At 63.1% G+C, this 26,434-nt stretch carries 22 protein-coding genes; 13 read left to right on the plus strand and 9 right to left on the minus strand.

The features are described from left to right. Positions 1-40 precede the first annotated feature (40 nt). The 9 genes from C8E02_RS12800 to C8E02_RS12840 form a co-directional block, all read right to left on the minus strand. Positions 41-361: a hypothetical protein gene (locus tag C8E02_RS12800; protein WP_120811239.1), complete on the minus strand. Its 321-nt coding sequence runs from the start codon at positions 359-361 to the stop codon at positions 41-43. Positions 362-412: 51 nt separating this feature from the next. Continuing rightward, positions 413-3,862, minus strand: coding sequence for a DNA polymerase III subunit alpha (dnaE, locus tag C8E02_RS12805; RefSeq protein ID WP_120811241.1), 3,450 nt, complete (start codon positions 3,860-3,862; stop codon positions 413-415). Between the two features lie 98 nt (positions 3,863-3,960). Then, complete coding sequence (locus C8E02_RS12810) at positions 3,961-4,251, minus strand: hypothetical protein (protein ID WP_047966018.1); 291 nt, start codon at positions 4,249-4,251, stop codon at positions 3,961-3,963. 101 nt (positions 4,252-4,352) lie between these two features. Beyond that, on the minus strand, positions 4,353-5,441 hold the full coding sequence (locus C8E02_RS12815) for a TRAP transporter substrate-binding protein (RefSeq protein ID WP_047966094.1): 1,089 nt from the start codon (positions 5,439-5,441) through the stop codon (positions 4,353-4,355). Positions 5,442-5,571: 130 nt separating this feature from the next. Further along, on the minus strand, positions 5,572-7,062 hold the full coding sequence (locus C8E02_RS12820; protein ID WP_047966019.1) for a TRAP transporter large permease: 1,491 nt from the start codon (positions 7,060-7,062) through the stop codon (positions 5,572-5,574). Beyond that, positions 7,059-7,610 (minus strand): TRAP transporter small permease subunit, encoded by a 552-nt coding sequence (locus tag C8E02_RS12825; protein WP_120811243.1) that lies wholly within the window; start codon positions 7,608-7,610, stop codon positions 7,059-7,061. The genes C8E02_RS12820 and C8E02_RS12825 overlap by 4 nt, the downstream gene beginning before the upstream one ends. 134 nt (positions 7,611-7,744) lie before the next feature. Beyond that, positions 7,745-8,221 (minus strand): hypothetical protein, encoded by a 477-nt coding sequence (locus tag C8E02_RS12830; RefSeq protein ID WP_120811245.1) that lies wholly within the window; start codon positions 8,219-8,221, stop codon positions 7,745-7,747. 101 nt (positions 8,222-8,322) lie between these two features. After that, entirely contained in the window at positions 8,323-8,832 is a 510-nt protein-coding gene (locus C8E02_RS12835) for a C40 family peptidase (RefSeq protein ID WP_120811247.1), read from the minus strand. Beyond that, positions 8,829-10,745, minus strand: a complete 1,917-nt coding sequence (locus C8E02_RS12840) for an ATP-binding cassette domain-containing protein (RefSeq protein WP_120811249.1) — start codon at positions 10,743-10,745, stop codon at positions 8,829-8,831. Before C8E02_RS12840 ends, C8E02_RS12835 begins: the two co-directional genes overlap by 4 nt. Positions 10,746-10,889: 144 nt before the next feature. On the opposite strand from C8E02_RS12840, the gene C8E02_RS12845 reads away from it, so the two are divergent. From C8E02_RS12845 to C8E02_RS12905, 13 genes are all read left to right on the plus strand, one after another. After that, positions 10,890-11,252, plus strand: coding sequence for a hypothetical protein (locus C8E02_RS12845; protein ID WP_120811251.1), 363 nt, complete (start codon positions 10,890-10,892; stop codon positions 11,250-11,252). 11 nt (positions 11,253-11,263) lie between these two features. Continuing rightward, positions 11,264-11,713: a protein YgfX gene (locus tag C8E02_RS12850; protein WP_120811253.1), complete on the plus strand. Its 450-nt coding sequence runs from the start codon at positions 11,264-11,266 to the stop codon at positions 11,711-11,713. Between the two features lie 6 nt (positions 11,714-11,719). Then, a complete protein-coding gene (folC, locus tag C8E02_RS12855; protein WP_120811255.1) occupies positions 11,720-12,988 on the plus strand; it encodes a bifunctional tetrahydrofolate synthase/dihydrofolate synthase in 1,269 nt (422 codons plus the stop codon). A 9-nt stretch (positions 12,989-12,997) separates the two neighbouring features. Next, positions 12,998-13,762, plus strand: a complete 765-nt coding sequence (locus C8E02_RS12860; RefSeq protein WP_120811257.1) for an SPOR domain-containing protein — start codon at positions 12,998-13,000, stop codon at positions 13,760-13,762. Then, positions 13,759-14,250: a CvpA family protein gene (locus C8E02_RS12865; protein WP_245961145.1), complete on the plus strand. Its 492-nt coding sequence runs from the start codon at positions 13,759-13,761 to the stop codon at positions 14,248-14,250. The genes C8E02_RS12860 and C8E02_RS12865 overlap by 4 nt, the downstream gene beginning before the upstream one ends. Before the next feature lie 72 nt (positions 14,251-14,322). Next, positions 14,323-15,867 carry an amidophosphoribosyltransferase gene (gene purF, locus C8E02_RS12870; protein ID WP_120811259.1) on the plus strand — a complete coding sequence of 515 codons (1,545 nt, stop codon included), beginning with the start codon at positions 14,323-14,325 and terminating at the stop codon, positions 15,865-15,867. Positions 15,868-15,956: 89 nt separating this feature from the next. Further along, a complete protein-coding gene (locus C8E02_RS12875; RefSeq protein ID WP_120811261.1) occupies positions 15,957-17,138 on the plus strand; it encodes an O-succinylhomoserine sulfhydrylase in 1,182 nt (393 codons plus the stop codon). Between the two features lie 192 nt (positions 17,139-17,330). After that, complete coding sequence (locus C8E02_RS12880; protein ID WP_047966096.1) at positions 17,331-17,966, plus strand: TetR/AcrR family transcriptional regulator; 636 nt, start codon at positions 17,331-17,333, stop codon at positions 17,964-17,966. A gap of 34 nt (positions 17,967-18,000) precedes the next feature. After that, on the plus strand, positions 18,001-20,454 hold the full coding sequence (locus C8E02_RS12885) for an acyl-CoA dehydrogenase (protein ID WP_120811263.1): 2,454 nt from the start codon (positions 18,001-18,003) through the stop codon (positions 20,452-20,454). 84 nt (positions 20,455-20,538) lie between these two features. Then, the gene (locus tag C8E02_RS12890; RefSeq protein ID WP_047966031.1) at positions 20,539-20,928 is read left to right on the plus strand and encodes an acyl-CoA thioesterase; all 390 of its coding nucleotides are present in this window, start codon (positions 20,539-20,541) and stop codon (positions 20,926-20,928) included. A gap of 155 nt (positions 20,929-21,083) precedes the next feature. Further along, positions 21,084-22,466: an OmpP1/FadL family transporter gene (locus C8E02_RS12895; RefSeq protein ID WP_047966032.1), complete on the plus strand. Its 1,383-nt coding sequence runs from the start codon at positions 21,084-21,086 to the stop codon at positions 22,464-22,466. A gap of 198 nt (positions 22,467-22,664) precedes the next feature. Continuing rightward, positions 22,665-25,040 (plus strand): 3-hydroxyacyl-CoA dehydrogenase/enoyl-CoA hydratase family protein, encoded by a 2,376-nt coding sequence (locus tag C8E02_RS12900; RefSeq protein WP_120811265.1) that lies wholly within the window; start codon positions 22,665-22,667, stop codon positions 25,038-25,040. A gap of 67 nt (positions 25,041-25,107) precedes the next feature. Then, positions 25,108-26,310, plus strand: coding sequence for an acetyl-CoA C-acyltransferase (locus C8E02_RS12905; RefSeq protein WP_120811267.1), 1,203 nt, complete (start codon positions 25,108-25,110; stop codon positions 26,308-26,310). Positions 26,311-26,434 lie beyond the last annotated feature (124 nt).

Below are 26,434 nucleotides of genomic sequence, written 5' to 3' on the forward strand. Positions count from 1 at the left end.
GGGGGCAAGGTTGGCCGCAATGGCAGCCGTCGCCGGCGGCTTAGTCCGGCAGGTGGCAGCTGCGCCCCTGCTCCAGGTGTTTGACCGCGCTGACGATCAGGTAGTCCCGGCCGTGGCGCGCATCGTACTTGGCAAACAGCGCGAGATAGGTCGGCCGCTGCGGATCGAGGCCGGCATTGAGCAGGCCCGGCAGCACCGGCTGAGGGTTGCCCTCGGCATCGACCAGCAGGTAGCGGTTTTTGGCTGCATCGCAGCGGGTGAGTACCAGCTGCGTGTCGTGGCGGCTGACGGTGCCGATGAACAGGTCGTTGCCCAGCGCCGGCAGGCTGCACAGCAGCAACAAGGTGGCAATACGCAGCATGGCATGCTCCTTGGTGACGGCGTGCGGCCAACCTTGGCCGCACGCGCCGGTTTACCAGAGGACCTTGACGGTCTGTTCGCCCAGCCAGTCCTGCAGCGTCAGCAGCAGGCCGTCGTCGAGGCGCACGCCCCACTCCGGCGGCAGCATCAGGTCGCCGCGCGCTTGGCCGTTGTTGTAGCTGATGCGTACCGGGCAGCCGGCGTCCTCGCTGCGGTACGGCGTCAGGATGTTGCGCAGGGTGGTGACGTCGTGGCGCTTGTCCATCTGCACCGCCAGGCTGCGCGCATAGCGGCTGCGCGCCTCGCCCAGCTCGTACACGTTGTCGGCGATGATGCGCAGGCCGCCGGAGAACTTGTCCTCGCTGACCTTGCCTTCCACCACCAGCACCACGTCGTCCTTCAGTCGGGTGCGGTTGGCGTCCACTGCCTCGGCAAACAGGCTGACCTCGATCTTGGCGGTGCCGTCGTCCAGCTGCACGAAGGCCATCTTGCCGCGGTTGCCGACCTTGGTGCGGATGCCGGTGACGAAGCCGGCCAGCAGCTGCGGTTCGCGCTTGGGGCTGAGGCGGTTCAGTGGTGTCTTGATGAAACCGCGGACCTCTTTTTCGTAGGCGGTGAACGGATGGCCGGACAGGTAGTAGCCGATGGCGATTTTTTCTTCCGACAGCTGTACCGCCGGCGTCCACGGCTTGCAGTCCACCATTTCCACGCCGGGGGCGATGTCGTCGTCGAACATGTCGAACAGGCCGCCCTGGTTGGCATTGGCCGCTTCCTGGTCGGCGGCGGTCATCGCCAGGCCGACGTTGGCGAACAGCTTGGCGCGGTTGGGGTCGATGCTGTCGAAGGCGCCGGCACGGATCAGCGATTCGATCACCCGCTTGTTGACCAGCTTCTTGTCGGTGCGCTGGCAGAAGTCGAACAGGCTGGTAAACGGCCCGCTGGCGTTGCGCACCGCTACGATGTGGTCGACCGCCGATTCACCGGTGCCCTTGACCGCGCCCAGCGCGTAGCGGATGTGCTTGCGATCGACCGGCACGAAGCGGTAGAAGCTGTGGTTGACGTCGGGCGGCAGGAATTTTAGGCCGTTCTTGCCGTCGATACTGTCGTCGTAAAAGATCTTCAGCTGGTCGGTGTTGTCCAGTTCCGACGACATGGTGGCGGCCATGAAGGCGGCGGTGTGGTGCGCCTTCAGCCAGGCAGTCTGGTACGACACCACCGCGTAGGCGGCGGTGTGCGACTTGTTGAAGCCGTACTCGGCAAACTTGGCCATCAGGTCGAACAGCATTTCCGCCAGCTTCGGGTCGTAGCCCTTGAGCTTGGCACCCTCGGCGATCTTGCCGCGGTGTTCGGCCATCTCTTCCGGCTTTTTCTTGCCCATCGCGCGGCGCAGCATGTCGGCGCCACCCAGGGTGTAGCCGCCGATGATCTGCGAGATCTGCATCACCTGTTCCTGGTACACGATCACGCCGTAGGTCGGATCGAGGCAGGCCTGCAGGTCGGGGTGGTAGTAGTCGACTTCCTGTTTGCCGGCCTTGCGCAGGATGAAGTCGTCGACCATGCCGGAGCCGAGCGGGCCGGGGCGGTACAGCGCCAGCACCGCGATGATGTCTTCGAAACGGTCCGGCTTCAGCTTTTCCAGTAGCCGCTTCATGCCGTCCGATTCAAGCTGGAACACGCCGGTGGTGTTGGCCTGCTGCAGCACCTTGTAGGCGGCCGGGTCGGTGAATTCCAGCAGGTTGATGTCGGTGGTGAAGCTCGGGTCCAGCGCCTTGATGTAGCGCACCGCCAGGTCGATGATGGTCAGGTTGCGCAGGCCGAGGAAGTCGAACTTCACCAGCCCGATCTGCTCCACGTCGTCCTTGTCGTACATCGATACCGGCACGGTGTCGTCGCCGGCCGCCTGGTACAGCGGGCAGAAGTCGGTCAGCTTCCCTGGCGCGATCAGCACACCACCGGCATGCATGCCGATGTTGCGGGTCATGCCTTCCAGCTTTTTCGCCAGCTCCCACAGCTCGCGCAGTTCTTCCTCGTTTTCCAGCCGCTGCTTCAGCACCGGCTCCATCTCCACCGCGTCGTCCAGCGAGTACTGCTTGCCCGGCGCCGCCGGGATCAGCTTGGACACGCCGTCGCAGAACATGTAGGGCAGGTCCAGCACGCGGCCAACGTCGCGCACCACCGCCTTGGCGGCCATGGTGCCGAAGGTGGCGATCTGCGACACCGCCTCGGCGCCGTAGGCCTGGCGCACGTACTCGATCACGCGGTAGCGGTTGTCCTGGCAGAAGTCGATGTCGAAGTCGGGCATCGATACCCGTTCCGGGTTGAGGAAGCGCTCGAACAGCAGCGCGTAGGCCAGCGGGTCGATGTCGGTGATGCCGAGGCTGTAGGCGACCAGCGAGCCGGCACCGGAGCCGCGGCCCGGCCCCACCGGGCAGCCGTTGTTCTTGGCCCAGATGATGAAGTCGGCCACGATCAGGAAGTAGCCGGGGAAGCCCATGTCGATGATGGTCTTGCACTCGATTTCCAGGCGGGCGTCGTATTCCGGGCGCCGGGCGGCGCGGACTTCCGGATCGGGGAACAGTTTTTCCAGCCGCGTTTCCAGCCCTTCGCGCGACAGGTGCACCAGATAGTCGTCCAGCGTCATGCCTTCCGGCGTCGGGAAGTCCGGCAGGTAGTTCTTGCCCAGCTGTACGCTGATGTTGCAGCGTCGGGCGATCTCGACGCTGTTCGCCAGCGCCTCCGGAATGTCGGCAAAGCGCGCCAGCATCTCGTCGGTCGACAGGAAGTACTGGCATTCGGCAAAGCTCTTCGGCCGCCGCTTGTCGGACAGGGTGTAACCCTCGGCGATGCATACCCGCGCCTCGTGCGCCTTGAAGTCGTCCGGCTCCATGAACTGGATCGGGTGGGTGGCCACCACCGGCAGCCCGGTTTCACCGGCCAGCCACAGCGTGGACTGCACGATGTTCTCGATCTGCTGGTTGTCCAGCCGCTGCAACTCAAGGTAGAAGCCGCCGGGGAACAGGCGCGCCCAGTACTCGGCGCGGGCGCGGGCTTCGTCGGGGTTGCCGTTGGTGAACGACACGCCGATATCGCCGAGATGGGCGCCGGACAGGCACAGCAGGTTGCTGTTGTCGCCGTGCTCCAGCCATTCGCGCTTGATCTCGGCGCGGCCGCGGTACTGGTTGCCGGTGTAGGCGGCAGCCAGCAGTTCGGACAGGCGGCCGTAGCCGGCGCGGTTTTTCACCATCAGCATCAGGCGGAACGGCTTGTCGCGATCGTCCTCGTTTTCCAGCCAGATGTCGCAGGACACGATCGGCTTGATGCCCTTGTTGCGGCAGGTCTTGTAAAACTTGACCATGCCGAAGATGTTCATCAGGTCCGACATGCCCAGCGCCGGCATGCCATCCTTGACGGCACGCTTGACGGCGTCATCAAGGCGCACGATGCCGTCGCTGATGGAGAATTCGGAATGGAAGCGGAGGTGGACAAAGCGCGGTGAGTTCATCGCGCCATTGTAGCGGGGCAGGGCACGGGCGTCATGCCCTGTTGCCGCTGCGTGGCGCGCCGTACTGCGTCATCCGGCGCGGTGCTGCGAGTGGCGACTCATGGCCGCAGCTGCGGCGGATCTTCGGGGTAGGCGTCGGGGTCTACCCGAGGTGGCTGGAAGCCGTTGATCTGGCGGGCGGATTTTTCCAGCAGCAGCACGATGCTGGTGTTGAGCGCGCCAAAGCCCCAGGCGATCAGGAAAAACACCGAGTAGGCGGACAGCTTGTCGGCAAACAGCTGCGCACCGTGCAGGGTCAGCTCCTGCGGGTCGAAGATCGAGAAGAACAGGCCGGTGGCGAGTGCGGCAATGATGAAGGATGGCCAGAACAGCAGGATGGCTTGGCGCATGATGGTGGTACCCCGGTGGTTGCCTCATTTCAGCCTAGCGGCCGCCACTGCAAAAAGCAAAAACCGCGCATGACGCGCGGTTTTTGCGGCAGCTGGCAGCCTTATTTGACGCGGTTGGCGTACATGAAGTTTTCCATCTTGCTTTCGGCAAGGTTGGACCAGCCGTGCTGCAGGGTGCGGAATTTCTTCCACTCGGTATAGATCTTCCGGAAGTCCGGATTCTTGGCGGCCTCCTGCTCGTACAGTTCGAAGGCGGCCTTTTGTGCTGCCTTCATCACGTCGGCCGGGTACTGGTGCAGCTTGGTGCCTTTTTGCAGCAGGCTGACTAGGGCCACCGGGTTCTTGGCGTCGTACTCGGCCTGCATGCTGAGGTTGGCCTCGGCCGCGGCGGCTTCGAAGGCGGCCTTGTATTCGGCCGGCAGCTTGTCCCATTCTTTCTTGGAGACGTAGAAAGAGATGTTGGGACCCGGCTCCCAGAAGCCCGGGTAGTAGTAGTGCTGGGCCACCTTGTAGAAGCCGAGCTTCTCGTCGTCGTAGGGGCCGACCCATTCGGTGGCGTCGATGGTACCTTTTTCCAGCGCCGGGTAGATGTCGCCGCCGGCCAGGGTCTGCGGTACCGCGCCCAGCTTGGCCATGATTTCGCCGCCGAAGCCCGGAATGCGCATCTTCAGGCCCTTGAGGTCGGCCAGCGACTTCACTTCCTTGCGGAACCAGCCACCCATCTGGGTGCCGGTGTTGCCGCCCGGGAAGTTGACGATGTTGTACTTGGCGTAGAATTCGCGCAGCAACTTCATGCCGCCGCCGTAGTACAGCCAGGCGTTCTGCTGGCGCGAGGTCAGGCCGAACGGCATGGTGGTGTCGAAGGCGAAGGTCTTGTTCTTGCCGACATAGTAGTAGCCGCAAGTGTGGCCGCACTCGACGGTACCGTTCTGTACCGCATCCAGCACCTGGGTGCCAGGCACGATCTCGCCGCCAGGGAAGCTGCGGATCTGGAACTTGCCGCCGGTCAGCTCGGCCACGCGCTTGGACAGCTGCTCGGCGCCGCCGTAGATGGTATCCAGGCTTTTCGGGAAGCTGGACGCGAGGCGCCAGCGGATGGTCGGGCTTTCGGCAGCCAGTACCGGTGCCGATACCCCGGCGCCTACCAGGCCGGCCGCGCCGGCTTTTTTCAGAAACGAACGTCTTTCCACCGTGATCTCCTTTGTGTTGTGCTTGCTGTGTGTCCCGGGCGATACGTGCCGCCAGAGGATGTTGTTGGTAATGCGCTTACGCTTTGGTGAGCGAGGCATGTTGCCATTGGCATCATGCCTCGCTTGCCGCTTATTGGCCAGTCAGTTCCTTGAGCAGCGCGTCCGACTGCTGGCTGTCGCTCTCGGCGGCGGAGGTCTCGCTGGCCGGGATTTCGATACCCTGCGGCAGGTCGCTGCTTGGTGCCGTCTCCATCTGTTGCATGATCGACGCCGCATCGTCGGCGTTGGTCTTCACCTCGGCGTGCAGCGAGCCGGTAACCAGCCCCGGGAAGGCGATCAGGGCGCCGACCATGATCAGCTGCATCACCACGTAAGGCACCGCGCCCCAGTAGATCTGCGTGCTGCGCACTTCCTTCGGTGCCACGCTGCGCAGGTAGAACAGCGCGAAGCCGAACGGCGGGTGCATGAAGGAGGTCTGCATGTTCACCGCTAGGATGACGCCGAACCACACCAGGTTGATGTCCAGGCTCTGTGCCACCGGCGCCAGCAACGGCACCAGGATGAAGGCGATCTCGAAGAAGTCGAGGAAGAAGGCGAGGAAGAACACCATGATGTTGACGGTGATCAGGAAGCCGGTAGCACCGCCGGGCAGGCTGGTGAGCAGGTGCTCGACCCATTTGTCGCCGTCAACGCCGAGGAAGGCGATGCGGAACACACGGGCGCCGATCAGGATGAACACCACGAAGGTGGACAACTTGACGGTGGAATCCATCGCCTGTTTCAACAGCGACATGTCCAGACGGCGGTTCATCATCGCCAGGATGATGGCGCCGACCGCGCCCATGGCGCCGCCCTCGGTCGGGGTGGCAATACCGAGGAAGATGGTGCCCAGTACCAGGAAGATCAGCAGCAGCGGCGGGATCATCACCAGCACCACGCGCTTGCCCAGTGCCGCGCCGCGCAGGGTGCGGGCTTCCGGTGGCAGCGCCGGTACCCACTGCGGTTTCACCATCGACACCATGAAGATGAACACTGCGTAAAACACGCACAGCAAGAGGCCGGGCAGCATGGCGCCGGTGTACATGTCACCGACCGAGGTGCCCAGCTGGTCCGCCAGCACGATCAGCACCAGCGACGGCGGGATGATCTGTGCCAGCGTGCCGGAGGCGGCAATCACGCCGGTGGCGATGCGGGTGTCGTAGCCGTAGCGCAGCATGATCGGCAGCGAGATCAGTCCCATCGAGATCACCGAGGCAGCCACCACGCCGGTGGTGGCGGCCAGCAGCGCGCCGACGAAGATCACCGCGTAGGCGATGCCGCCGCGCATGGTGCCGAACAGCTGGCCGATGGTGTCCAGCATATCTTCCGCCAGCCCGGAGCGTTCCAGAATCAGCCCCATGAAGGTGAAGAACGGGATTGCCAGCAGCGTGTCGTTGCGCATGATGTCGTAGACCTGATTGGGCAGGGCCTGCAACAGCTCGGGGCGCAACAGATCGAAGTGAATGCCGATCCAGCTGAACAGCAGACCGACAGCGGACAGGGCAAAGGCAACCGGGTAGCCGATCAGCAGGAAGAAGATCAGCGACACGAACATGATCGGGGCCATCAGATCGAGACTCATGCCGGCTCCTTGTGCGGATCGTTGGACTTGATGGCCGGATTGGGAATCAGACCCTGCAGGAAGGCAACGCGCTTGATCAGCTCGGACAGGCCTTGCGCCATCAGCAGCGCAAAACCGACCGGGATCAGCAGGAACACCGGCCAGCGCACCAGGCCGCCAGCGTCGGACGACATCTCGCCGCTGTTCCAGGCGTCGATGAACATCGGCCAGCCGAAGCTGATCAGCAGGTAGCAGACCGGCATCAGGAACAGCAGGGTGCCGACAATGTCGACCACGGCCTGACCGCGCTCGGACAGCTTGCCGACCAGCAGGTCGATGCGGATGTGTTCGTTCTTTTGCAGGGTGTAGGCGGCTGCCAGCAGGAAGATGGCAGAAAACAGGTACCACTGGATTTCCAGCAAGCCGTTCGAACTGATGTTGAACAGTTTGCGCACCACAGCGTTACCCGCGCTGATAAGCACGACCACCAGGACAAGCCAAGACGCAGCCTGACCGATGCGTGCGTTGATCGCGTCGATAAGACGCGACAAGGCAAGCAGCAATTGCACTGTTTTCTCCTAATGTGTTGTGAGGCTCTGTGGCCTTGTTCTTTTGCGGCGCTCTCCAACGCCGCCACCGTCTAGCGGTGTGTGCCTATAAGAGCATAGTCATTTGCCCTTGCAAAGCGGCATGACATAGGGGATTACCCTTGCTTGTGCCAGCCCAGGGTCAGGCGCAGGTGGTCAGGCGGGGTGGTGATGGACTTCAGTTGCAGGTGACGGGCGAGGGATTTGCCCGGGAAAGACTGTTCCTGCCAGCGGGTAAACGGTGGCAGTTGATCGAGGTGGACAACGATGTGTTGCGGCTGGATGTCGAGGAAAGCCAGCTCTGCGGCCAACCTTTGCAGCAGGTGGCTGCCGAGGCCGGCGTCGAGTGCCGTCAGCAGCAGGGTGCCAAGCGCGCGCCGGATCAGGCCGCTGTCGTGCGGCGTGCCCTGCAGCCGGTAGTGGATCAGCAGGGTGCGCCCTGGCCAGTCGATGTCGCCAAAGTGGAACAACAATTGCAGGCGGGCATGCACCGGCTGTTGTATCTCCAGCGCCAGTACGCTCTCTTCGGGTTGCAGCTGCAGGTCGAGTACCCGCAGTTGTGGACCGTTCAGCCGCTGTTGCAGGCTGGCCAATAGCAGCGCCGCCGGCAGCGAGGCACCGTCGCGGTGCAGTTTGGGCCGTAGCGACTGCCACTGCTGCCAGCGTTACCGCCAGGGCGCGGTGCGCATCAGGTTTAGCCGAACAGGGTGCGTGCACCCTCGAAGCGGCTGGCGAAGTAGCGGTTGTCCAGTCGGTCGACGCGGATCACGCTGTTGCTGCGTGGCGCGTGCACGAACTTGCCGTCGCCGATATAAAGCCCCATGTGCGAGAACGGCCGGTTCATGGTGTTGAAGAACACCAGATCGCCGACCTGCAGCTGGTGGTTGCCGATCGGCCGCGCCAGCGCCGCGATTTGCGCCGCATTGTGCGGCAGCCTGATGCCGGCGGCGTGCTGGTAGATGTAGGCCACCATGCCGCTGCAGTCGAGGCCGGCCTCCGGGTTGCTGCCACCGAACTGGTAGTCGATGTCGAGCAGGCTTAAGGTGTAGAGCAGGATTTCGCGGCTGACGCCGTCGGCCTTGAGTGCCGACAGGTTGCTGGCCGCCGGCGGGCGCGGCTTGGGCTTGACGGCGGTTTTCGAGGGAGTGCTGGCGCAGCCCGCCAGCAGGACGAGTAGCAAGAGGGCGGGCCAGCGGCGGGTCATGACTGTTTGCTCTCCAGGATTTCCCAGCGTTCGAGTTTTTCCAGCAGCAGCAGTTCGATTTCCTCGATGCGCGCCTGCCACTGGCGCGCGTCCTGCGGTGCATCGCGGTACACGTTCGGGTCCAGCAGCTTCTGGTTCAGCTCGGCCTGCTCGCCTTCCAGTGCCGCGATTTCCGCCGGCAACCGCTCCAGCTCGCGCTTTTCATTAAAGCTCAGTTTTTGCGTGCGGTTGCTGCGATCGCGCTCGCTCTTGGCGGCCTCGACGCTGGCCGCAGCCTCCTTGCGCGGTGCCTCCTGCTTCAGCGCCGCCATGCGCGCCTTGGTATCGAGCCAGTCCTGATAGCCGCCCGGATACTCTTCCAGCTTGCCGTTGCCCTCGAAGGCGATCACCTGCGTCACCACGTTGTCGAGGAAGGCTCGGTCGTGGCTGACCAGGAACACGGTGCCGTTGTACTGCTCGATCAGTTCTTCCAGTAGCTCCAGGGTGTCGATGTCGAGGTCGTTGGTCGGTTCGTCCAGTACCAGCACGTTGGCCGGATGGGTGAACAGGCGCGCCAGCAGCAGGCGGTTGCGTTCGCCACCGGACAGTGACTTCACCGGGCTGCGCGCGCGCTGCGGCGAGAACAGGAAGTCTTCCAGATAGCTCATCACGTGCTTTTTTTGGCCGCCGATTTCGACGAAGTCGTTGCCCTGGCTGATGATGTCGGCGACGCTGGTCTCTTCGTCCAGCTGGGTGCGGAACTGGTCGAAGTAGGCGACTTCCAGCTTGGTGCCGCGCTTGATGCTGCCGCTGTCGGCTTCCAGCTCGCCCAGGATCAGCTTCAGCAGCGTGGTCTTGCCGGCGCCGTTGGGGCCGATCAGGCCGATCTTGTCGCCGCGCAGGATGCGGGTGGTGAAATCCTTGATCAGTTGCTTGCCGTCAAAACCCTTGCTGACGTGCTCCAGCTCGGCCACCAGTTTGCCGGAGCGTTCGCCGGCGTCGAGCTGGAAGTTGACTTGGCCGACACGCTCGCGGCGCGAGGCGCGTTCGCGGCGGATCTGTTCCAGACGGCGCACGCGGCCCTCGTTGCGGGTGCGGCGCGCCTCAATGCCCTTGCGGATCCACACCTCTTCCTGCGCGTGGAACTTGTCGAACAGGCGGTTCTGCTCTTCCTCGATCGCCAGCTCTTCCGCCTTGCGCACCTGGTAGGCACTGAAGCTGCCGGGGTAGCTGCGCAGGATGCCGCGATCCAGCTCGATGATGCGGGTGGCGACGTTGTCGAGGAAGCGACGGTCGTGGGTGATCAGCAGCACGCTGCCGCTGAAGTTCTTCATCAGCCCTTCCAGCCACTCGATGGCGCTCATGTCCAGGTGGTTGGTCGGTTCGTCCAGCAGCAGCACGTCCGGGCGCGAGGCCAGGGCGCGCGCCAGCGCCACGCGTTTTTTCCAGCCGCCGGACAGGTCGCTGACCAGCGTGTCCGGGTTGAGGTCGAGGTGCGACAGCGTGGTGCTGATCAGCGCGTCGAACTGCCAGCCGTCCCGTGCTTCCAGCTCCTGCTGGATGTGGGTCATGCGCGCCAGCACCTGCTCATGGTTGGCCGCAGGGTCGGACAGCTGCTGGGTGATGTGGTGGTAGTCGGTGAGCAGCTGCTGCAGCTCGCCCAGCCCCTCGGCCACCGCCTCGAACACGGTGTGGCCCTCGCTGAATAGCGGCTCCTGCGGCACGTTGGCGACCTTGAGGTCGCCCTGCTGGTTGATGCGGCCGTCGTCGAGCTTGATGCTGCCGGCAATCGCCTTCAGCAGCGAGGACTTGCCGGCGCCGTTGCGGCCGATCAGGCCGACGACTTCGCCGGGCTCCAGCGAGAAATCCACTTTGTCGAGCAGGGCGTGGTGACCAAAGGCGAGGCAGGCTTTTTCTACGGTAATCAGGGCCATGATGGTATGCGGGAGGCTGTCTTCTTATTGCAATGGAGCGGATTGTAGCATGTGGCTGCATCGCCCTTCGCCTCGGGGGCGGTCGCTGTTACAATGCGCGCCAACCGAAGACCTGCGCTGCAGGTCAATGCGAAAGGATTTGCCATGTACTTTGTTGATCGCTCCGTTGCCGTTATCAAGCCCAAGGCCCCGTTTCTGGCGTGGCTGAATGCCGTACCGGACAACGACATGATCGAATTGTCGCTGGACGCGCTGCGTGCCGACTGCACGGTGATCCTTTTGCCCGAATTCGACGAGCCGGAAGAGGCGATCAGCCACATTGATGAAATGTTCGACAAGCTGTTCCGCATCGAGCTGTCGTCGTGGTACGAGGACGAGGCGCTGTGGCCGCAGGACCGCTCGCTGAAAGCCTTCTGGGAGTGGTTCGACGTCGAGGTGCACTCCACGCTGCTGGACACCGTCGACGCCGACATCATGAATTCCCCGGTCGACGTTGACGAAGACTGACCGCCGCCGCGATGCACGCTAGCCGGGTCAGCCCCATTGCCGCCACGCTGGCGCCGTCACGCCTCGCCGTCGCACTGGTGAGCGTGGCGCTGCTGTTGCTGCTGGCGGCACTGTCCTTTCTGGAACGCGACCTCGCGTTGCTGGTGTTGCTGGCGGCCGCGGGCTGTGGCTGGCAGGTGCTGCGCCAGAGCGGCATGCTGCGGCCAACCTTTGACGGCTTTGCCGTCGACATGCGCGGCGTGCTGCAGCTGCAGCAGGGCGGCCGGGCCTGCCGCGTCCGCCTGCTGCCGGCCAGTATCGCGTTGCCGCTGCTGGTGGTGCTCAGCGTGAGCGACGACAACGGTCGCCGCTACCGGCTGCTGGTATGGCCGGACGCGGTGCCGGCCGACACCCACCGCGCGTTGCGCGTCTATGTGCGCTGGTGCCGCGGCGCCGGCAACCCTGAAACTGAACGGATGTAATCAAGCATGGCAAGTTTTGACACCCTGAACGACTGGCTCTCCCATCTGGAATCGATCCACCCCGCCACCATCGACATGGGCCTGGCGCGGGTCAGCGCGGTGCGCGATGCGATGGGCTTGCGGCCAACGTTTCCGGTGGTGCTGGTTGGCGGCACCAACGGCAAGGGCTCGGTCTGCGCCATGCTGTCCACCATGCTGGAGCGCGCCGGCTTCAAGGTCGGCACCTACTCCTCGCCGCACATCCTGCGCTACAACGAGCGCGTGGCCATCAATATGCAGCCGGTCAGCGACGAACGCATCGTGCACAGCTTCGCCGCCATCGAGGCGGCGCGGGGCGAGACCACGCTGACCTATTTCGAGTTTGGCACCCTGGCGGCGATGCACACCTTCATCGACGAGCAGGTTGATGTCGCGGTGCTGGAAGTCGGCCTCGGCGGCCGTCTCGACGCGGTCAACATCTTCGAGCCGGAGGTGTCGGTGGTGGTCAGTGTCGATCTCGACCACCAGAGCTATCTTGGCGACACCCGCGAGCTGGTCGGTTTCGAGAAGGCCGGCATCTTCCGCGCCGGCAAGCTGGCGATCTGTGCCGACCCCAACCCGCCGCAAAGCCTGCTCGAGCATGCGGCCAACCTTGGCACCGACCTCAGGCTGGTGGGCAAGGATTTCGGTATCACCCGTCTCGATCACCAGTGGTCGTTCCACATGGGCGAGGTGCACCGTCACGCCCTGCCGGTGCCGGCGCTGCGCGGCGAGTACCAGATGATCAACGCGGCGGCGGCACTGGCGGCGCTGGAAGGGCTGCGGCCACTGCTGCCGGTCGGCATCGGTGCCATCAAGCGCGGCCTGCTGGAAGTCGACTGGCCGGGCCGTTTCCAGGTGCTGCCGGGACGGCCGCTGACCATACTCGACGTCGGTCACAATCCGCACGCCGCCCGCGCGCTGGCCGACAGCCTGAAGCGCATGGCCTACGCGCAGAACCGCTTCGCGGTGTTCTCGATGCTGTCGGACAAGGACCTGCCGGCGGTGGTGGCGGCGCTGAAGGACGAGTTCGACGAGTGGTTCGTCGGCGGTCTGGATATGCCGCGTGGTCAAACCGCTGCGGCATTGACAAGCCAGCTGCATGAGCAGGGCGTGGCCAAGGTGAAACCGTTCGCCTGCGTGGCCGATGCGTGGCACGCGGCTTTATCGGCGGCAGGGGAGAATGATAGAATCGTGGTCTTCGGATCCTTCCACACCGTCGCCGAAGTGATGGCTGCGAAATCCACTCACGCCTGAGGACGCCAGATGTCTCTTTCCGCACACGATGAACTGCTGATGCTGCGCAAACGGGCGCGTCGTCGCCTGGTCGGCGCCATCGTGCTGGTGCTGGTGGCCACCACCGTGTTGTGGAATGTGCTGGACGCGCTGCCGGAGCAGGAAATGAAGCCGGAACAGGTCGAGATCTCCGGCCTGCCAGCCTCGGCGCCGACGCCGGCCCCTGTTGCACTGCCGCCCGTGGTGGCCTCGGCGCCGCAGGAAACCGACATCCTCGCCACGCTGCCGCCGGAAGACAGCGTGCTGGCACCGCCGCCCGCCGCCGAGGCCAGCCGTCCTCCGGCTGTCGCCCCGGTTGCTCCGGCTGTCGCGCCGGCCGCGGTGGTGACGCCGCCTCCGGCACCGAAGCCGGCCGAGCCGAAACCGGTGACGCCGAAAGTGGCCGACAAGAAACCTGAGCCGGCAGTCGCGGAGAAAAAGGCGGCGCCGGATCCGGCGGCGATTCTGGAAGGGCGCGAGGCGGAAGCCCCGCGTGCGGCGGCTACTGCGGCGACTGCGGCGACTGCCGAAAAATACCAGGTACAGCTGGCTGCGCTGTCCGATGTGGACAAGATCAGCGCGCTGAAGCAGCGCCTGTCCGCCGTCGGCGTTGCCGCCCGATTCAGCAAGGTGCAGACCAGCAAGGGCGAGGTGACACGGGTGCGTGTCGGCCCGTTCGGCAGCCGTGCCGAAGCCGATGCCGCGTTGCGTAAACTGGAACGGGCCGGCGTGTCGGGCATTATCGTCACCAAATGATGCTGACGGCTCTTGACTGGCTGATTCTTGCCATCATCTTAGGTTCCATGGCCGTGGCGCTGTTCCGCGGCCTGGCCGCCGAGCTGCTGTCGCTGTGTTCGTGGCTGCTGGCATTCTGGGTGGCGCGCAGTTTCGCCCCGGATCTGGCCGGTTTCATGCCCTTGGGCGGTCAGGGTATACAGCTGATTGCCGCCTTTATCGTGCTGTTGCTGCTGACGTGGCTGGCAACGGCGCTGTTTCGTGTGACCCTGACCGCGCTGATCGATGCGGTCGGTCTGGGTGGCGTCAACCGTTTTCTTGGCGTCGTGTTCGGCCTGGCCCGTGGCCTGCTGCTGGTCACGGTGCTGGTGATGCTGGGTGGGATGAGTACCATGCCGCAACAGAGTTTTTGGCACGACGCCTTGCTGGTGCAGCCTTTCGAGACGGTGGCGATGGCTGCCCGACCGTGGCTGCCGGATACGCTGGCGCACGCGGTGCACTTTTTTTAGCAGTACCAAGAGGGGTGATGGCGCGATCCGCTGTCACCCCTTGTTTTTACTCGTGTTGTCTGGGGATGAGCTATGTGTGGAATTTTGGGGGTGGTGGGTCAGTCACCCGTAAACCAGCTGTTGTATGACGGTTTGCAATTGTTGCAGCACCGTGGTCAGGACGCAGCCGGGATTGTTACGGCCAATGGCAAGACCTTTCACATGCACAAGGGCAGCGGCCTGGTGCGGGACGTGTTCCGCACCCGCAACATGCGGTCGCTGTTCGGTAATGCAGGCATTGGTCATGTGCGCTACCCCACAGCCGGCTCGGCATCCAGCCTGGCCGAGGCGCAGCCGTTCTATGTCAACTCGCCGTTCGGTATCGTGCTGGCGCACAACGGCAACCTGACCAATACCGACGAACTGAAGCAGGACATGTACCGTAATGACCTGCGCCATATCAACACCAACTCCGACTCGGAAGTGCTGCTCAACGTGTTCGCGCACGAGATCGCCGCCCGTGTCGAGAACGCGACGCTGACTGCGGATGCGGTGTTCGGGGCGGTGGAGGCGGTGCATCGCCGCGTCAAGGGTGCCTATGCCGTGGTGGCGATGATCGCCGGTTACGGTCTGGTGGCGTTCCGCGATCCGCACGGCATCCGCCCGATGGTGATGGGTGCCACCGAGGTTGACGGTAAGGCCGAGTACATGTTCGCCTCCGAATCGGTGGCGCTGGACTGTTCCGGCTTCAAGGTGCTGCGCGACGTGCAGCCGGGCGAGTGCGTGTATGTCACCTTCGACGGTGACATGCAGGCGCGCATCTGCGCCGAGAACACCCAGCTGGCGCCGTGCCTGTTCGAGTACGTGTACTTTGCACGTCCAGATTCGGTGATCGACGGCGTGTCGGTCTACCAGTCACGCCTGGTGATGGGCGAGATGCTGGCCGAGAAGATCCGCCGCCAGTACGCGGACATCGACATCGACGTGGTGATCCCGATTCCGGATTCCAGCCGCCAGAGCGCGATGCAGCTGGCCAACGCGCTGGGTCTGCCGTACCGCGAAGGCTTCATCAAGAACCGCTACATCGGCCGTACCTTCATCATGCCGGGGCAGGCGGTACGCAAGAAGTCGGTACGTCAGAAGCTGAACCCGGTGCCGCTGGAATTCGCCGGTCGCAACGTGCTGCTGGTGGACGATTCCATCGTGCGCGGCACAACCTCCAAGGAAATCGTGCAGATGGCACGCGATTCCGGCGCCAAGAAGGTGTACTTCGCCTCGGCCGCGCCGGCGGTACGCTTCCCCAACGTGTACGGCATCGACATGCCGACCCGTGCCGAGTTGCTGGCTACCGGGCGCAACGATGCGCAGATCGCCGCCGAAATTGGCGCCGATGCGGTGATCTACCAGGAGCTGGAGGCGCTGGAGCACGCGGTGCAGAGCCTGAACGGCGAGCTGAACGTGTTCGAGGCTTCCTGCTTCAGCGGTTGCTACATCACCGGTGACATCAGCGAAGCCTATCTCGATGCCATCGAGGCGGCACGCAAGAAGGGCAAGGCGGCCAGCGAGCAGAAAGAGGAAGACAGCAGCAACCAGATGGTCGATCTCAACCTGAATGTTGCCGAACAAAACCTGATCTGAATTTCTATATAACGACAAGGGTTGGCTGTTGCGGCCAACCCTTGTTATTGTTGAAAGTCTTTCAGCCATACGCCGTACGAGAGCCCACCATGTCGCGCGAAGACACCTGTCCCCCCTTGCATCCCGAGACGCTGGCCATCCGCGCCGGCCGCGAAACCAGCGAATACCGCGAACACAGCCAGAGCCTGCACCTGACCTCCAGCTTTACCTTTGATACGGCCGCACAAGCCGCCGCCATGTTCATGGGCGAGATCGAAGGCTATACCTATTCCCGTTTTACCAATCCGACCGTCAGCGCTTTCCAGCAAAGGTTGGCCGCAATGGAAGGCGGTGAGCGCGCGATTGCCACCGCCAGCGGCATGGCCGCGATCCAGGCCACCATGCTGACCCTGCTCAAGGCCGGCGATCACGTGGTGTCGTCGCAGAGCCTGTTCGGCTCCACCATCAACCTGTTCAACGGCATTCTCGGCAAGTTCAATATCGAGACCACTTATGTCGACGCCTCCGATCCGACGGCGTGGCGGGCGGCGGTGAAGCCCAATACCAAGCTGTTCTTCCTGGAAACACCGTCCAACCCGCTCACCGAGCTGGCCGACATCGCCGCCGTCGCCGACATCGCGCATGAAGCCGGTGCCTTGCTGGTGGTCGACAACTGCTTCTGTTCGCCGGCGCTGCAGCAGCCGCTGCAACTGGGCGCCGATCTGGTGGTGCACTCTGCCACCAAGTACCTCGATGGCCATGGCCGGGTGCTGGGCGGGGCGGTGGTCGGCAACGACAAGCTGATCGAGCAGATCTACCTGCACGTGCGTACCGCCGGCCCGACCCTGGCCGCATTCAATGCCTGGGTGCTGCTGTCCGGTCTGGAAACACTGCACCTGCGCATGGAAAAGCACTCCGCCAATGCGCTGCAGCTGGCACGCTGGCTGGAACAGCAGCCGTCGGTGGCGCGCGTGTTCTACCCAGGGCTGGAAAGCCATCCGCAATTCGCGCTGGCGCAAAAGCAACAGCGCAGCGGCGGGGCGGTGGTGTCGTTCGAGGTCAAGGGCGGGCGCGAGGCGGCCTGGCGAGTGGTGGATGCGGTGCAGGTCATTTCGCGCACCGCCAACCTCGGCGACGTCAAGACCACGCTCACCCATCCGGCATCGACCACCCATGCACGCATCACGCCGGAGGCGCGCGCGCGCGCCGGCATCAGCGAAGGGCTGTTGCGGGTTGCCGTCGGTCTGGAGCATGTCGACGACCTGCAGGCGGATCTCGCTAGAGGCTTGTAATAAAAAACGTTTGTTTCAATCGAACGGCAGTCTAGACTAAGGGCTGCCGTTTTACTTGTGTTTACCGCGGGAGGCTTCAGGAATGCATTTCTTGACAGGCATCAAATTAAAACGTAAGTTTCAAACGCTTGTTCTAAAATCATGATGGACAAGGCGACGCAATTACTCAATCCGATGAAAGTGCAAGACGACATGGAAGTGAACAAACCCGATACCGCAACTCGGATTCTCGATGTTGCCGAGCGGCTGTTTGTCGAACATGGCTTCGAGGCCACCTCACTTCGCATGATCACACAGCAGGCTGAAGTCAACCTGGCCGCTGTGAACTACCACTTCGGTTCAAAGGATGCGCTGTTCGAATCGGTATTCATGCGCAGGATCGGCCCGTTTGTGGCTGCCTGTCTGGCCGAACTCGACGCGCTGGAACAATCCGGACAAGCCCTGACCGCCGAGGCGTTGGTACTGACCTTCATCAAGCCCTGCCTGATGTTGTCAAAAGACCCGACCAAGGGCGGGGCGCTGTTTGTCCGCTTGATGTCGCGCACGCTGGTGGAAAACCACCGTCTGCTGCGCGAGGCACTGAACCAGCAGTACAGCGTGTTTGTACAGCGCTATACCAGTGCCTTCCAGGCAGCTTTGCCGCAGTTTGAAACCGAAGACATTGCCTGGCGCATGCATTTTGCCTTTGGCGTGATGTTCAATGCCTTCGCCGGTAATGATGTGCTGAAGATCTTTGTCCGCAGTCAGGTGGTCTCCGCCCGTGACCCGGACATGGTGGTCAAGCACCTGGTGCCTTTCGTCGTAGCGGGGTTGACGGCGCCCGTCTGATTGACTCCACGAGGTCAACACGAGGGTAACCATAATGACATCTGCTATTGTTCTGATCCTGCTGCTCGGGGCGCTCGCGTATTTCCGCGCTCCCGTGCTGGCGTGGACTGTCGTGATCGCAGGCTGGCTTGCCAGCCTGCAGCCAGTCTGGGGCTGCCAGGTCCCGCTTGCGGTGTGGGTGCTGTTTGCCGTCATCGCGCTGGTGCTGAATCTGGTGCCGCTGCGCCGCGCCGTGTTCACCGGCCCGGTGTTCTCCGTCTTCAAGAAAATCACCCCTGCCATGTCGCAAACCGAGCAGGAAGCGATCAACGCCGGTACCGTGTGGTGGGATCGCGACCTGTTTTCCGGCAAGCCGGACTGGAACCGTCTGCTGTCCTTCCCGGACCCGAGACTGACTGCCGAAGAGCAGGCGTTTCTGGATGGCCCGACCGAGCAGCTGTGCAAGATGGTCGACGACTGGAAAATCACCCACGAGCTGAAGGACCTGCCGCCAGAAGTATGGCAGTTCATCAAGGACAACGGCTTCCTGGGCATGATCGTCAAGAAAAAGTACGGCGGTCTGGAGTTCTCCAATTACGCCCACGCCAAGGTGGTGACCAAGATCGCCACCCGCGGCGGCACCGCGGCGGTGTCGGTGATGGTGCCGAACTCGCTCGGCCCCGGCGAACTGCTGCAGCACTACGGTACCGAAGCACAGAAAGACTACTATCTGCCGCGCCTGGCCAAGGGCGTGGAAGTGCCGTGCTTCGCGCTGACCAGCCCCTACGCCGGCTCGGACGCCGGGGCGATTCCAGACTATGGCATCGTTTGCCGTGGCAGCTACACTGACCCGCGCAGCGGCCAACGTTTTGACGACGTGCTCGGCCTGCGCGTGAGCTGGGAGAAGCGCTGGATCACGCTGGCGCCGGTAGCCACCATTCTCGGCCTCGCGTTCAAGATGTACGACCCGGATCATCTGCTGGGCGACAAGGAAGAACTGGGCATCACCTGCGCGCTGGTGCCGACCGAGCACGAGGGCGTCTGCATCGGCCGCCGCCACTTCCCTGGCGGTGCCGCGTTCATGAACGGCCCGACCTGGGGCAAGGATGTGTTCATTCCGCTGGAGTGGATCATCGGTGGCCGCGATTACGCCGGCCAGGGCTGGCGCATGCTGGTGGAGTGTCTGTCGGTAGGCCGCTGCATTTCGCTGCCGGCGATGTCGGTCGCCTCCGGCAAGGTGGCGTCCTATACCACCGGCGCCTATGCCCGTATCCGCGACCAGTTTGGCCTGTCGATCGGCAAGTTCGAAGGTGTGGACGAGGCGATGGCGCGCATCGGTGGCTTTACCTACCAGATGGAAGCGTCGCAGGATCTGGCACTGACCGGCCTCGATATCGGCGAAAAACCGTCGGTGCTGTCCGCGGTGCTGAAGTATCACAACACCGAGCGCATGCGCAAAACGCTGAACGACGCGATGGACATCCATGGCGGCAAGGCAGTGGTGCTGGGGCCGCGCAACTATCTGGCGCGGGCCTACCAGGCGATCCCGATTGCGATCACGGTGGAAGGCGCCAACATCCTGACCCGCTCGATGATCATCTATGGTCAGGGCGCCATCCGCTGCCATCCTTTCGTGCTGCGCGAGATGAAGGCGGCGATGAGCAATGACGCTGCCGAGTTCGACAAGGCCATCACCGGCCACATCAACTTCGTGATCAGCAACGTGTTCCGTTCGCTGTGGATGGGCCTGACCGGTGCCAAGCTGGTCGGCAGCCCGAAAGGTGGCGAAGTGGCCGCCTACTACAAGCAGCTGACGCGTTTCTCCAGTGCCTTTGCGCTGCTGTCCGATATGGCGATGTTCAGCCTCGGCGGTTCACTGAAGTTCCGCGAAAAGCTGTCGGCGCGGCTGGGTGACATGCTGTCCAACCTGTATATCGCCTCTGCCTGCCTGAAGCGTTTCGAGCGTGATGGCGCGCCGAAGGAAGACCTGCCGGTGCTGCAGTGGGCGGTGGAAAATGCGCTGTACGACCTGCAGCAGGCGATGGATGGCTTCCTCGCCAACCTGCCAAGCCGCACGTTGGCCGCAATCCTGCGCAAGGTAATCTTCCCGTGGGGGCTGACCATGAAGCCGGCCAGCGACCACACCGGCACCAAGGTGGCGCGACTGCTGATGGAGCTGGGCCCGACACGCGAGCGTCTGACCCGCGGCATCTTCGCGCCGAGCGACGAATCGGATCCGGTCGGCGTGCTGGAGCCGGCACTGAAGGCGATGCTGGAGACCGAGCCTCTGGAACAGAAGTTGCGCAAACTGGGGCGTGATGGCAAGTTCAAGACTGTCACCGCGCGTGAGCGGCTGGCAGAAGCGTTGCAGTCCGGGCAGATTACGCAGCAGGAGTTTGACGCCGTGACGCGTGCGCGCAAACTGAAGCGCGACGTGATCATGGTCGATGATTTCGACATGAAACTTGAGCAGCATGATGACAAAATGCTGCAGCGGCTGATCTTCTGATCGGCTAAACAATAAGGAGTCGGGCGGCAACGCCCGTCTCTGTCGATGGCACTCTGTCGACAGAGCGCCATCGAGAGAGACAACATGACCCCATCCCCACAGCAACAACCCGAAGTCGTCCGCGTGCCAGTGCTGCGCCTGCGCGCCGAGCCGCGCAGCACCAATGCCCACGGCCGTGTCCACGCCGGCTGGCTGATGTTCCAGATCGATACCGCCGGCGCCATCTGCGCCGAAAGGCTGGCCAAGGGGCCGGTGACGACGGTCGCGGTCAATGCCTTCCAGCTGACCAGTCCCATCCATGTCGGTGACGTGGTGTCACTGTATGCCGAGTGTTTCCGTCTCGGACAGAAGTCGGTCACGCTGAAGGTGACGGTGGAGGCGGAGCGTCTTGGTGGCGAAGTGGTGCCGATTACCGAGGTGATTGCCACCTACGTCGCCATCGATGCCGATGGCAAATCCAGAATCATTTCCTGAGTGCATTTGATGTGTTGTTTCATTGAAACGAATGTTTGGAACGAATGCTCGAAAAAGCTGGATAACAGCTTCGTCTCTAGGTAGTATCGGGCCAGATCGTCAATCAAACAGGCGTTCGGAACAGCATGAATAACAATGCACAGAGGGAATAACACATGAAACTGAAACACGTCAGCTTGTCCGTCATGATGATGGGTGCAACCACTGTTGCAATGGCTTCCGGCTACCACTTCGGTACCCAGTCGGTCAGCGCCCAATCCACCGCCAATGCCAGTGCCGCCGAAGCGGCCAATGCATCCACGATCTTCTACAACGCGGCGGGCATGACCAAGCTGGAGGGGACCAACTTTTCCGGTGCCTTGAACCTGGTTGCGCCGAATGCCAGATATAGCGACGCCAGTGCTACCTATCCGACACTGGCTGTAACACCAACGAATTCAACGGTCAAAGGTTCGACCAGTGGCAAGATCACTGAAGATTTGGTGGTGGTGCCTCAGCTGTATATGACACACCAACTGAGCGACAAAGTGACGGTTGGCTTGGGTATTTATGTGCCATTCGCTTCTTCCACCGAATATCAGCGTGATTCGGTGTTGCGTTACAACCTGAACTCTACCGAACTGACCACCATTGATGTCAACCCTACCGTGGCCTTCAAGCTCAATGACCAACATTCGGTCGCGGTCGGTGTCCTTGCCCAGCACGCCGAGGCAACCCTGCGCCAATACGCCAACTTCGGCTATGCGCTGGCTGGTGGCAACCTGGCGCTGCCGGGTTCGGTGGCCGGTAACGGTGCAGCCGACGGCTATGCCGATGTCGAGGGTGATGACTGGGGCTTCGGTTACAACCTGGCCTGGATGTGGGACATCAATGACAACACCCGCGTCGGTGTGAATTACCGCTCGGAAATCGAGCACACGCTGGAAGGTTCGGCCAAATGGACCAAGCCGGCCGCTGGCTATGCCGCCTTGAATGCCGCCGGTTTTAAAGATTCGGAAGGCGCCAAGGTTGACATCACCACTCCCGAAGCCTTGTCCGTGCACGGTATGCACAAGCTGAACAGCAAAACCAACCTGTTCGCCGACGTAACCTGGACCAAGCACTCCCGCTTTGATAAAGCGTTGCTGGTTTATGAAAATGCAAAAACCGGGCAGGGCAACACGACTTACCTGACCCCGGCCTGGAAAGACACCTACAAGCTCTCGCTGGGTGGTTCCTATCAGTACACCGAGCCGCTACAGCTGCGCGCCGGTATCGCCTACGACAAGTCGCCGGTGCCGAATGATGACCGTCGTCTGGCGACCCTGCCGGACAACGACCGTATCTGGCTGTCCTTCGGTGGCAAGTACGACCTGAACAAGCAGTCCTCGATCGATTTCGCCTACAGCTACATCAAGATCAAGGATGCCAAGGCCAATGTGAACGGTACCTGCGTGGCTCAGGGGCAAACGACCTGCGTTTCCAGTCAGACCAAGGGCACCGTCAACTACAAGTCCAGCGCCCAGATCCTGGGGGTGCAGTACAACCACCGTTTCTAAGCCGCGAGGCTTTGCGGCCAACGTTTGACGTTGGCCGCAACAGGCACGGCGACCCTGTTGCCGTGTTTTTTTCGGGAAGTGCTGAACCATTATTCAGATACTGTGATTCAGCCGATCTTTCCCGTTGGATGGCTTACCCGGAATCTATAATCCGTGAAGCCGCAACCATGTTTGTTCGTTAAGACAACCGAGGAAACCATGTCTCAGACCAAGTTTATCGTACGCAAGGTCGCCGTTCTCGGCGCCGGCGTGATGGGGGCGCAGATCGCCGCCCATCTGGTTAATGCCAAGGTGCCGACCGTGCTGTTCGACCTGCCGGCAAAAGACGGCAACAAGAACGGGATCGCACTGAAAGCCATCGACGGCCTGAAAAAGCTCAAGCCGTCACCACTGTCCAACAAGGATGCGGTCAACTACATCCAGCCGGCCAACTACGAAGACCATCTGCACCTGCTGAAAGAGTGCGATCTGGTGATCGAGGCAATCGCCGAGCGCATGGACTGGAAAACCGACCTTTACGCCAAGGTGGCGCCGCATCTGGGCGAGCACACCATCTTCGCGACCAATACCTCCGGGCTGTCGATCAACCAGCTGGCCGCCGGCGTACCGGCCGAACTGGCGCCACGCTTCTGCGGCGTGCACTTCTTCAACCCGCCGCGCTACATGCACCTGGTGGAAATCATCCCGTGCGTGGGCTCCGATGCCGGCATGCTGGACAACCTGGAGCGCTTCCTGGTGACCACGCTGGGCAAGGGCGTGATCCGTGCCAAGGACACCCCGAACTTCGTTGCCAACCGCATCGGCGTGTTCTCGATGCTGGCCACCATTGCCAATGCCGAGAAATTCGGCATCCGCTTTGACGTGGTCGACGACCTGACCGGCCCGCGCCTCGGTCGTCCGAAGTCCGCCACCTTCCGCACCGCCGACGTGGTCGGGCTGGACACCTTCGCCCACGTGGTGAAAACCATGGACGACACGCTGCCGAACGACCCGTGGCACGCCTACTTCAAGTCGCCGCAGTGGCTGCAGCAGCTGATCGCCGACGGTAGCCTGGGTGCCAAGACCAAGCGCGGCATCTACAAGAAGGAAGGCAAGCAGATGTTTGTCTTCGACGCTGCCAAGGGCGAGTACGTGGGCGCCGGCGAGAAGGGCGACGAAGCGGTCAAGGCCATCCTCAAGATCGAGAACCCGGCCGAGAAGTTCAAGCAGCTGCGTGCCAGCAGCCATCCGCAGGCGCAGTTCCTGTGGGCCTGCTTCCGTGACGTGTTCCACTACATTTCCTACCACCTCGGCGATATCGCCAACTGCGCCCGCGATGTCGACTTCGCCATCCGCTGGGGTTTCGGCTGGTCGGTCGGCCCGTTCGAGACCTGGCAGGCGGCCGGCTGGCAGCAAGTCGCCGGCTGGATCGATGAAGACATCAAGGCCGGCAAAACGTTGGCCGCAGCGGCGCTGCCGGCCTGGGCGCTGGAAACCGACCGTGCCGGCGTGCACTTTGCCGATGGCTCCTTCGATGCCACAGCCGGCAAACTGGTCGGCCGCTCCACACTGGACGTGTACCAGCGCCAGCTGGCACCGGCCAAGGTGCTGGGCGAAACCGCCGGCCTGCTGGGCGAGACCGTGTTTGAGAACGAGGGCGTGCGAGCCTTCACCACCGGTGACGACGTGCTGGTGGTGTCGTTCAAGTCCAAGGCCCACGCCATCGGTCCGGACGTGATCGACGGCGTCAACACCGCCATCGACATCGCCGAAGCCCGCTTCAAGGGGCTGGTGATCTGGCAGACCGAAGAGCCGTTCTCGGTCGGCGCCGACCTGCAGTCGATGCTGCCGGCGTTCATGATGGGCGACTGGGACGCGATCGACACCATGGTGCGCCGCTTCCAGACCACCTCGATGCGCCTGCGCTACAGCCACATCCCGACCGTCGCCGCGACGCAGGGCTATGTGTTCGGCGGTGGCTGCGAATTCGCGATGCACTGCGACAAGGTCGTCGCCGCGCTGGAATCCTACGTCGGTCTGGTCGAGGTCGGTGTCGGCCTGCTGCCGGGTGGCGGTGGTTGCAAGGAGTTCGCGCTGCGTGCGGCGCAGAACGCGCAGGGCGACGTGCTGGCGGCACTGAAGGACTACTTCATGGCCATCGCTACCGCCAAGGTCGCCACCAGCGGCCACGAGGCGCAGGAAATCGGCTTCTTCCGCAACAGCGACAGCGTGGTGTTCAACGCCTACGAGCTGCTGTACGTCGCCAAGCAGCAAGCTCTGGCGCTGTATGAAACCGGCTACCGTCCGCCGCTCAAGGTCGCCGGCTTCCCGGTCGCCGGTCGCGCCGGTGCCGCCTCGATCAAGGGTCAGCTGGTCAACATGCTGGAAGGCCACTTCATCAGCCAGCACGACTTCACCATCGCCGCGCTGATCGCCGATGTGATGACCGGTGGCGACGTGGAGCAGGGCACGCTGGTCAACGAGCAGTGGATTCTGGATCTGGAACGCAAGGCGTTCATGACCCTGCTCAAGTCCAGCAAGACCCAGGACCGTATCGCCAACATGCTCACTACCGGCAAGCCGCTGCGTAACTGATACCGCCGAACAGCGGCCGGAGGGCAGCGTGCGCGCCGCCGCTCCGGCCTGAAGGAGATTGCAAAAAATGGTTAAACAAGTACAGGAAGCTTACATCGTCGCCGTGACCCGCACGCCGGTAGGCAAGGCACCGCGTGGCATGATGCGCAACGTGCGTCCGGACGACATGCTGGCGCACGTGATCAGCGGCGCGCTGGCACAGGTGCCGACGCTGGACCCGAACCTGATTTCCGACTGCGTCGTCGGCTGCGCCTTCCCCGAGGCGGAACAGGGCCTGAACATGGCGCGTATCGGTGTGCTGCTGGCCGGGCTGCCGAACACCGTCAGCGGCATCACCATCAACCGCTACTGCTCCTCCGGCATCAACGCGGTGCAGATGGCCGCCGACCGCATCCGTCTGGGTGAGGCCGACGTGGTGATCGCCGCCGGTTCCGAATCGATGTCCATGGTGCCGATGATGGGCAACAAGGTGTCGCTGAACCCGGCGATCTTCGCCAAGGACGAGAACTACGCCATCGCCTACGGCATGGGCCTGACCGCAGAGAAGGTCGCGCAGCAGTGGGGCGTGTCGCGTGAAGACCAGGATGCGTTCGCGGTCGAGTCGCACCGTCGCGCCATCGCTGCCATCGACGGCGGCAAGTTCAAGAGCGAGATCACGCCGCTGGAAGTGACCTACCGCACGCCGAACCTGGAAACAGGCGAAGTGATCAGCACCACCCGCGTGCTGGACACCGACGAAGGCCCGCGCCGCGAGACCACGCTGGAAGGCCTGGCCAAGCTGAAGACGGTGTTCGATGCCAAGGGCAGCGTCACCGCCGGCAACTCGTCGCAGATGTCCGACGGCGCCGGTGCCGTGATCCTGGTGTCCGAGAAGATACTGAAGCAGTTCAACCTGACGCCGCTGGCCCGCTACGTGACCTTCGCGGTGAAGGGCGTGCCGCCGGAAATCATGGGTATCGGCCCGAAGGAAGCGATTCCGGAAGCCTGCCGCAACGCCGGCATCACCCAGGATCAGCTGAAGTGGATCGAGCTGAACGAAGCCTTTGCCGCGCAGGGTCTGGCGGTGGCGCGTGACCTGGAGCTGGACATGGGCCTGGTCAACCCGCACGGCGGTGCCATCGCGCTGGGTCACCCGCTGGGCGCTACCGGCGCCATCCGGACCGCCACGCTGGTGCACGGCATGCGCAATGCCGGCATGCAGGGCTACGGCATGGTGACCATGTGCATCGGTACCGGTATGGGTGCCGCCGGCATCATCGAAGTGCTGTAAGCGTAGCGTTGCGGCCAACGTTGGCCGCAGAGCGCCACGAATGCCCCGCCCTTGGCGGGGCATTTTTCATGGCTGCGCGGGTGGCGGCGGTTGCCCGCGCCTTGTCGCGCCCACATGTCCGGCG

The sequence above is a fragment of the Vogesella indigofera genome, assembly GCF_003633895.1.
GTDB classification, from domain to species: Bacteria; Pseudomonadota; Gammaproteobacteria; order Burkholderiales; family Chromobacteriaceae; genus Vogesella; species Vogesella indigofera.

Coding starts and splice junctions, on each gene's coding strand:
- C8E02_RS12800 (WP_120811239.1), bottom strand. CDS start 361: ATGCTGCGTATTGCCACCTTGTTGCTGCTGTGCAGCCTGCCGGCGCTG.
- dnaE (WP_120811241.1), bottom strand. CDS start 3,862: ATGAACTCACCGCGCTTTGTCCACCTCCGCTTCCATTCCGAATTCTCC.
- C8E02_RS12810 (WP_047966018.1), bottom strand. CDS start 4,251: ATGCGCCAAGCCATCCTGCTGTTCTGGCCATCCTTCATCATTGCCGCA.
- C8E02_RS12820 (WP_047966019.1), bottom strand. CDS start 7,062: ATGAGTCTCGATCTGATGGCCCCGATCATGTTCGTGTCGCTGATCTTC.
- C8E02_RS12835 (WP_120811247.1), bottom strand. CDS start 8,832: ATGACCCGCCGCTGGCCCGCCCTCTTGCTACTCGTCCTGCTGGCGGGC.
- C8E02_RS12840 (WP_120811249.1), bottom strand. CDS start 10,745: ATGGCCCTGATTACCGTAGAAAAAGCCTGCCTCGCCTTTGGTCACCAC.
- C8E02_RS12845 (WP_120811251.1), top strand. CDS start 10,890: ATGTACTTTGTTGATCGCTCCGTTGCCGTTATCAAGCCCAAGGCCCCG.
- C8E02_RS12850 (WP_120811253.1), top strand. CDS start 11,264: ATGCACGCTAGCCGGGTCAGCCCCATTGCCGCCACGCTGGCGCCGTCA.
- folC (WP_120811255.1), top strand. CDS start 11,720: ATGGCAAGTTTTGACACCCTGAACGACTGGCTCTCCCATCTGGAATCG.
- C8E02_RS12860 (WP_120811257.1), top strand. CDS start 12,998: ATGTCTCTTTCCGCACACGATGAACTGCTGATGCTGCGCAAACGGGCG.
- C8E02_RS12865 (WP_245961145.1), top strand. CDS start 13,759: ATGATGCTGACGGCTCTTGACTGGCTGATTCTTGCCATCATCTTAGGT.
- purF (WP_120811259.1), top strand. CDS start 14,323: ATGTGTGGAATTTTGGGGGTGGTGGGTCAGTCACCCGTAAACCAGCTG.
- C8E02_RS12875 (WP_120811261.1), top strand. CDS start 15,957: ATGTCGCGCGAAGACACCTGTCCCCCCTTGCATCCCGAGACGCTGGCC.
- C8E02_RS12880 (WP_047966096.1), top strand. CDS start 17,331: ATGGAAGTGAACAAACCCGATACCGCAACTCGGATTCTCGATGTTGCC.
- C8E02_RS12885 (WP_120811263.1), top strand. CDS start 18,001: ATGACATCTGCTATTGTTCTGATCCTGCTGCTCGGGGCGCTCGCGTAT.
- C8E02_RS12890 (WP_047966031.1), top strand. CDS start 20,539: ATGACCCCATCCCCACAGCAACAACCCGAAGTCGTCCGCGTGCCAGTG.
- C8E02_RS12895 (WP_047966032.1), top strand. CDS start 21,084: ATGAAACTGAAACACGTCAGCTTGTCCGTCATGATGATGGGTGCAACC.
- C8E02_RS12900 (WP_120811265.1), top strand. CDS start 22,665: ATGTCTCAGACCAAGTTTATCGTACGCAAGGTCGCCGTTCTCGGCGCC.
- C8E02_RS12905 (WP_120811267.1), top strand. CDS start 25,108: ATGGTTAAACAAGTACAGGAAGCTTACATCGTCGCCGTGACCCGCACG.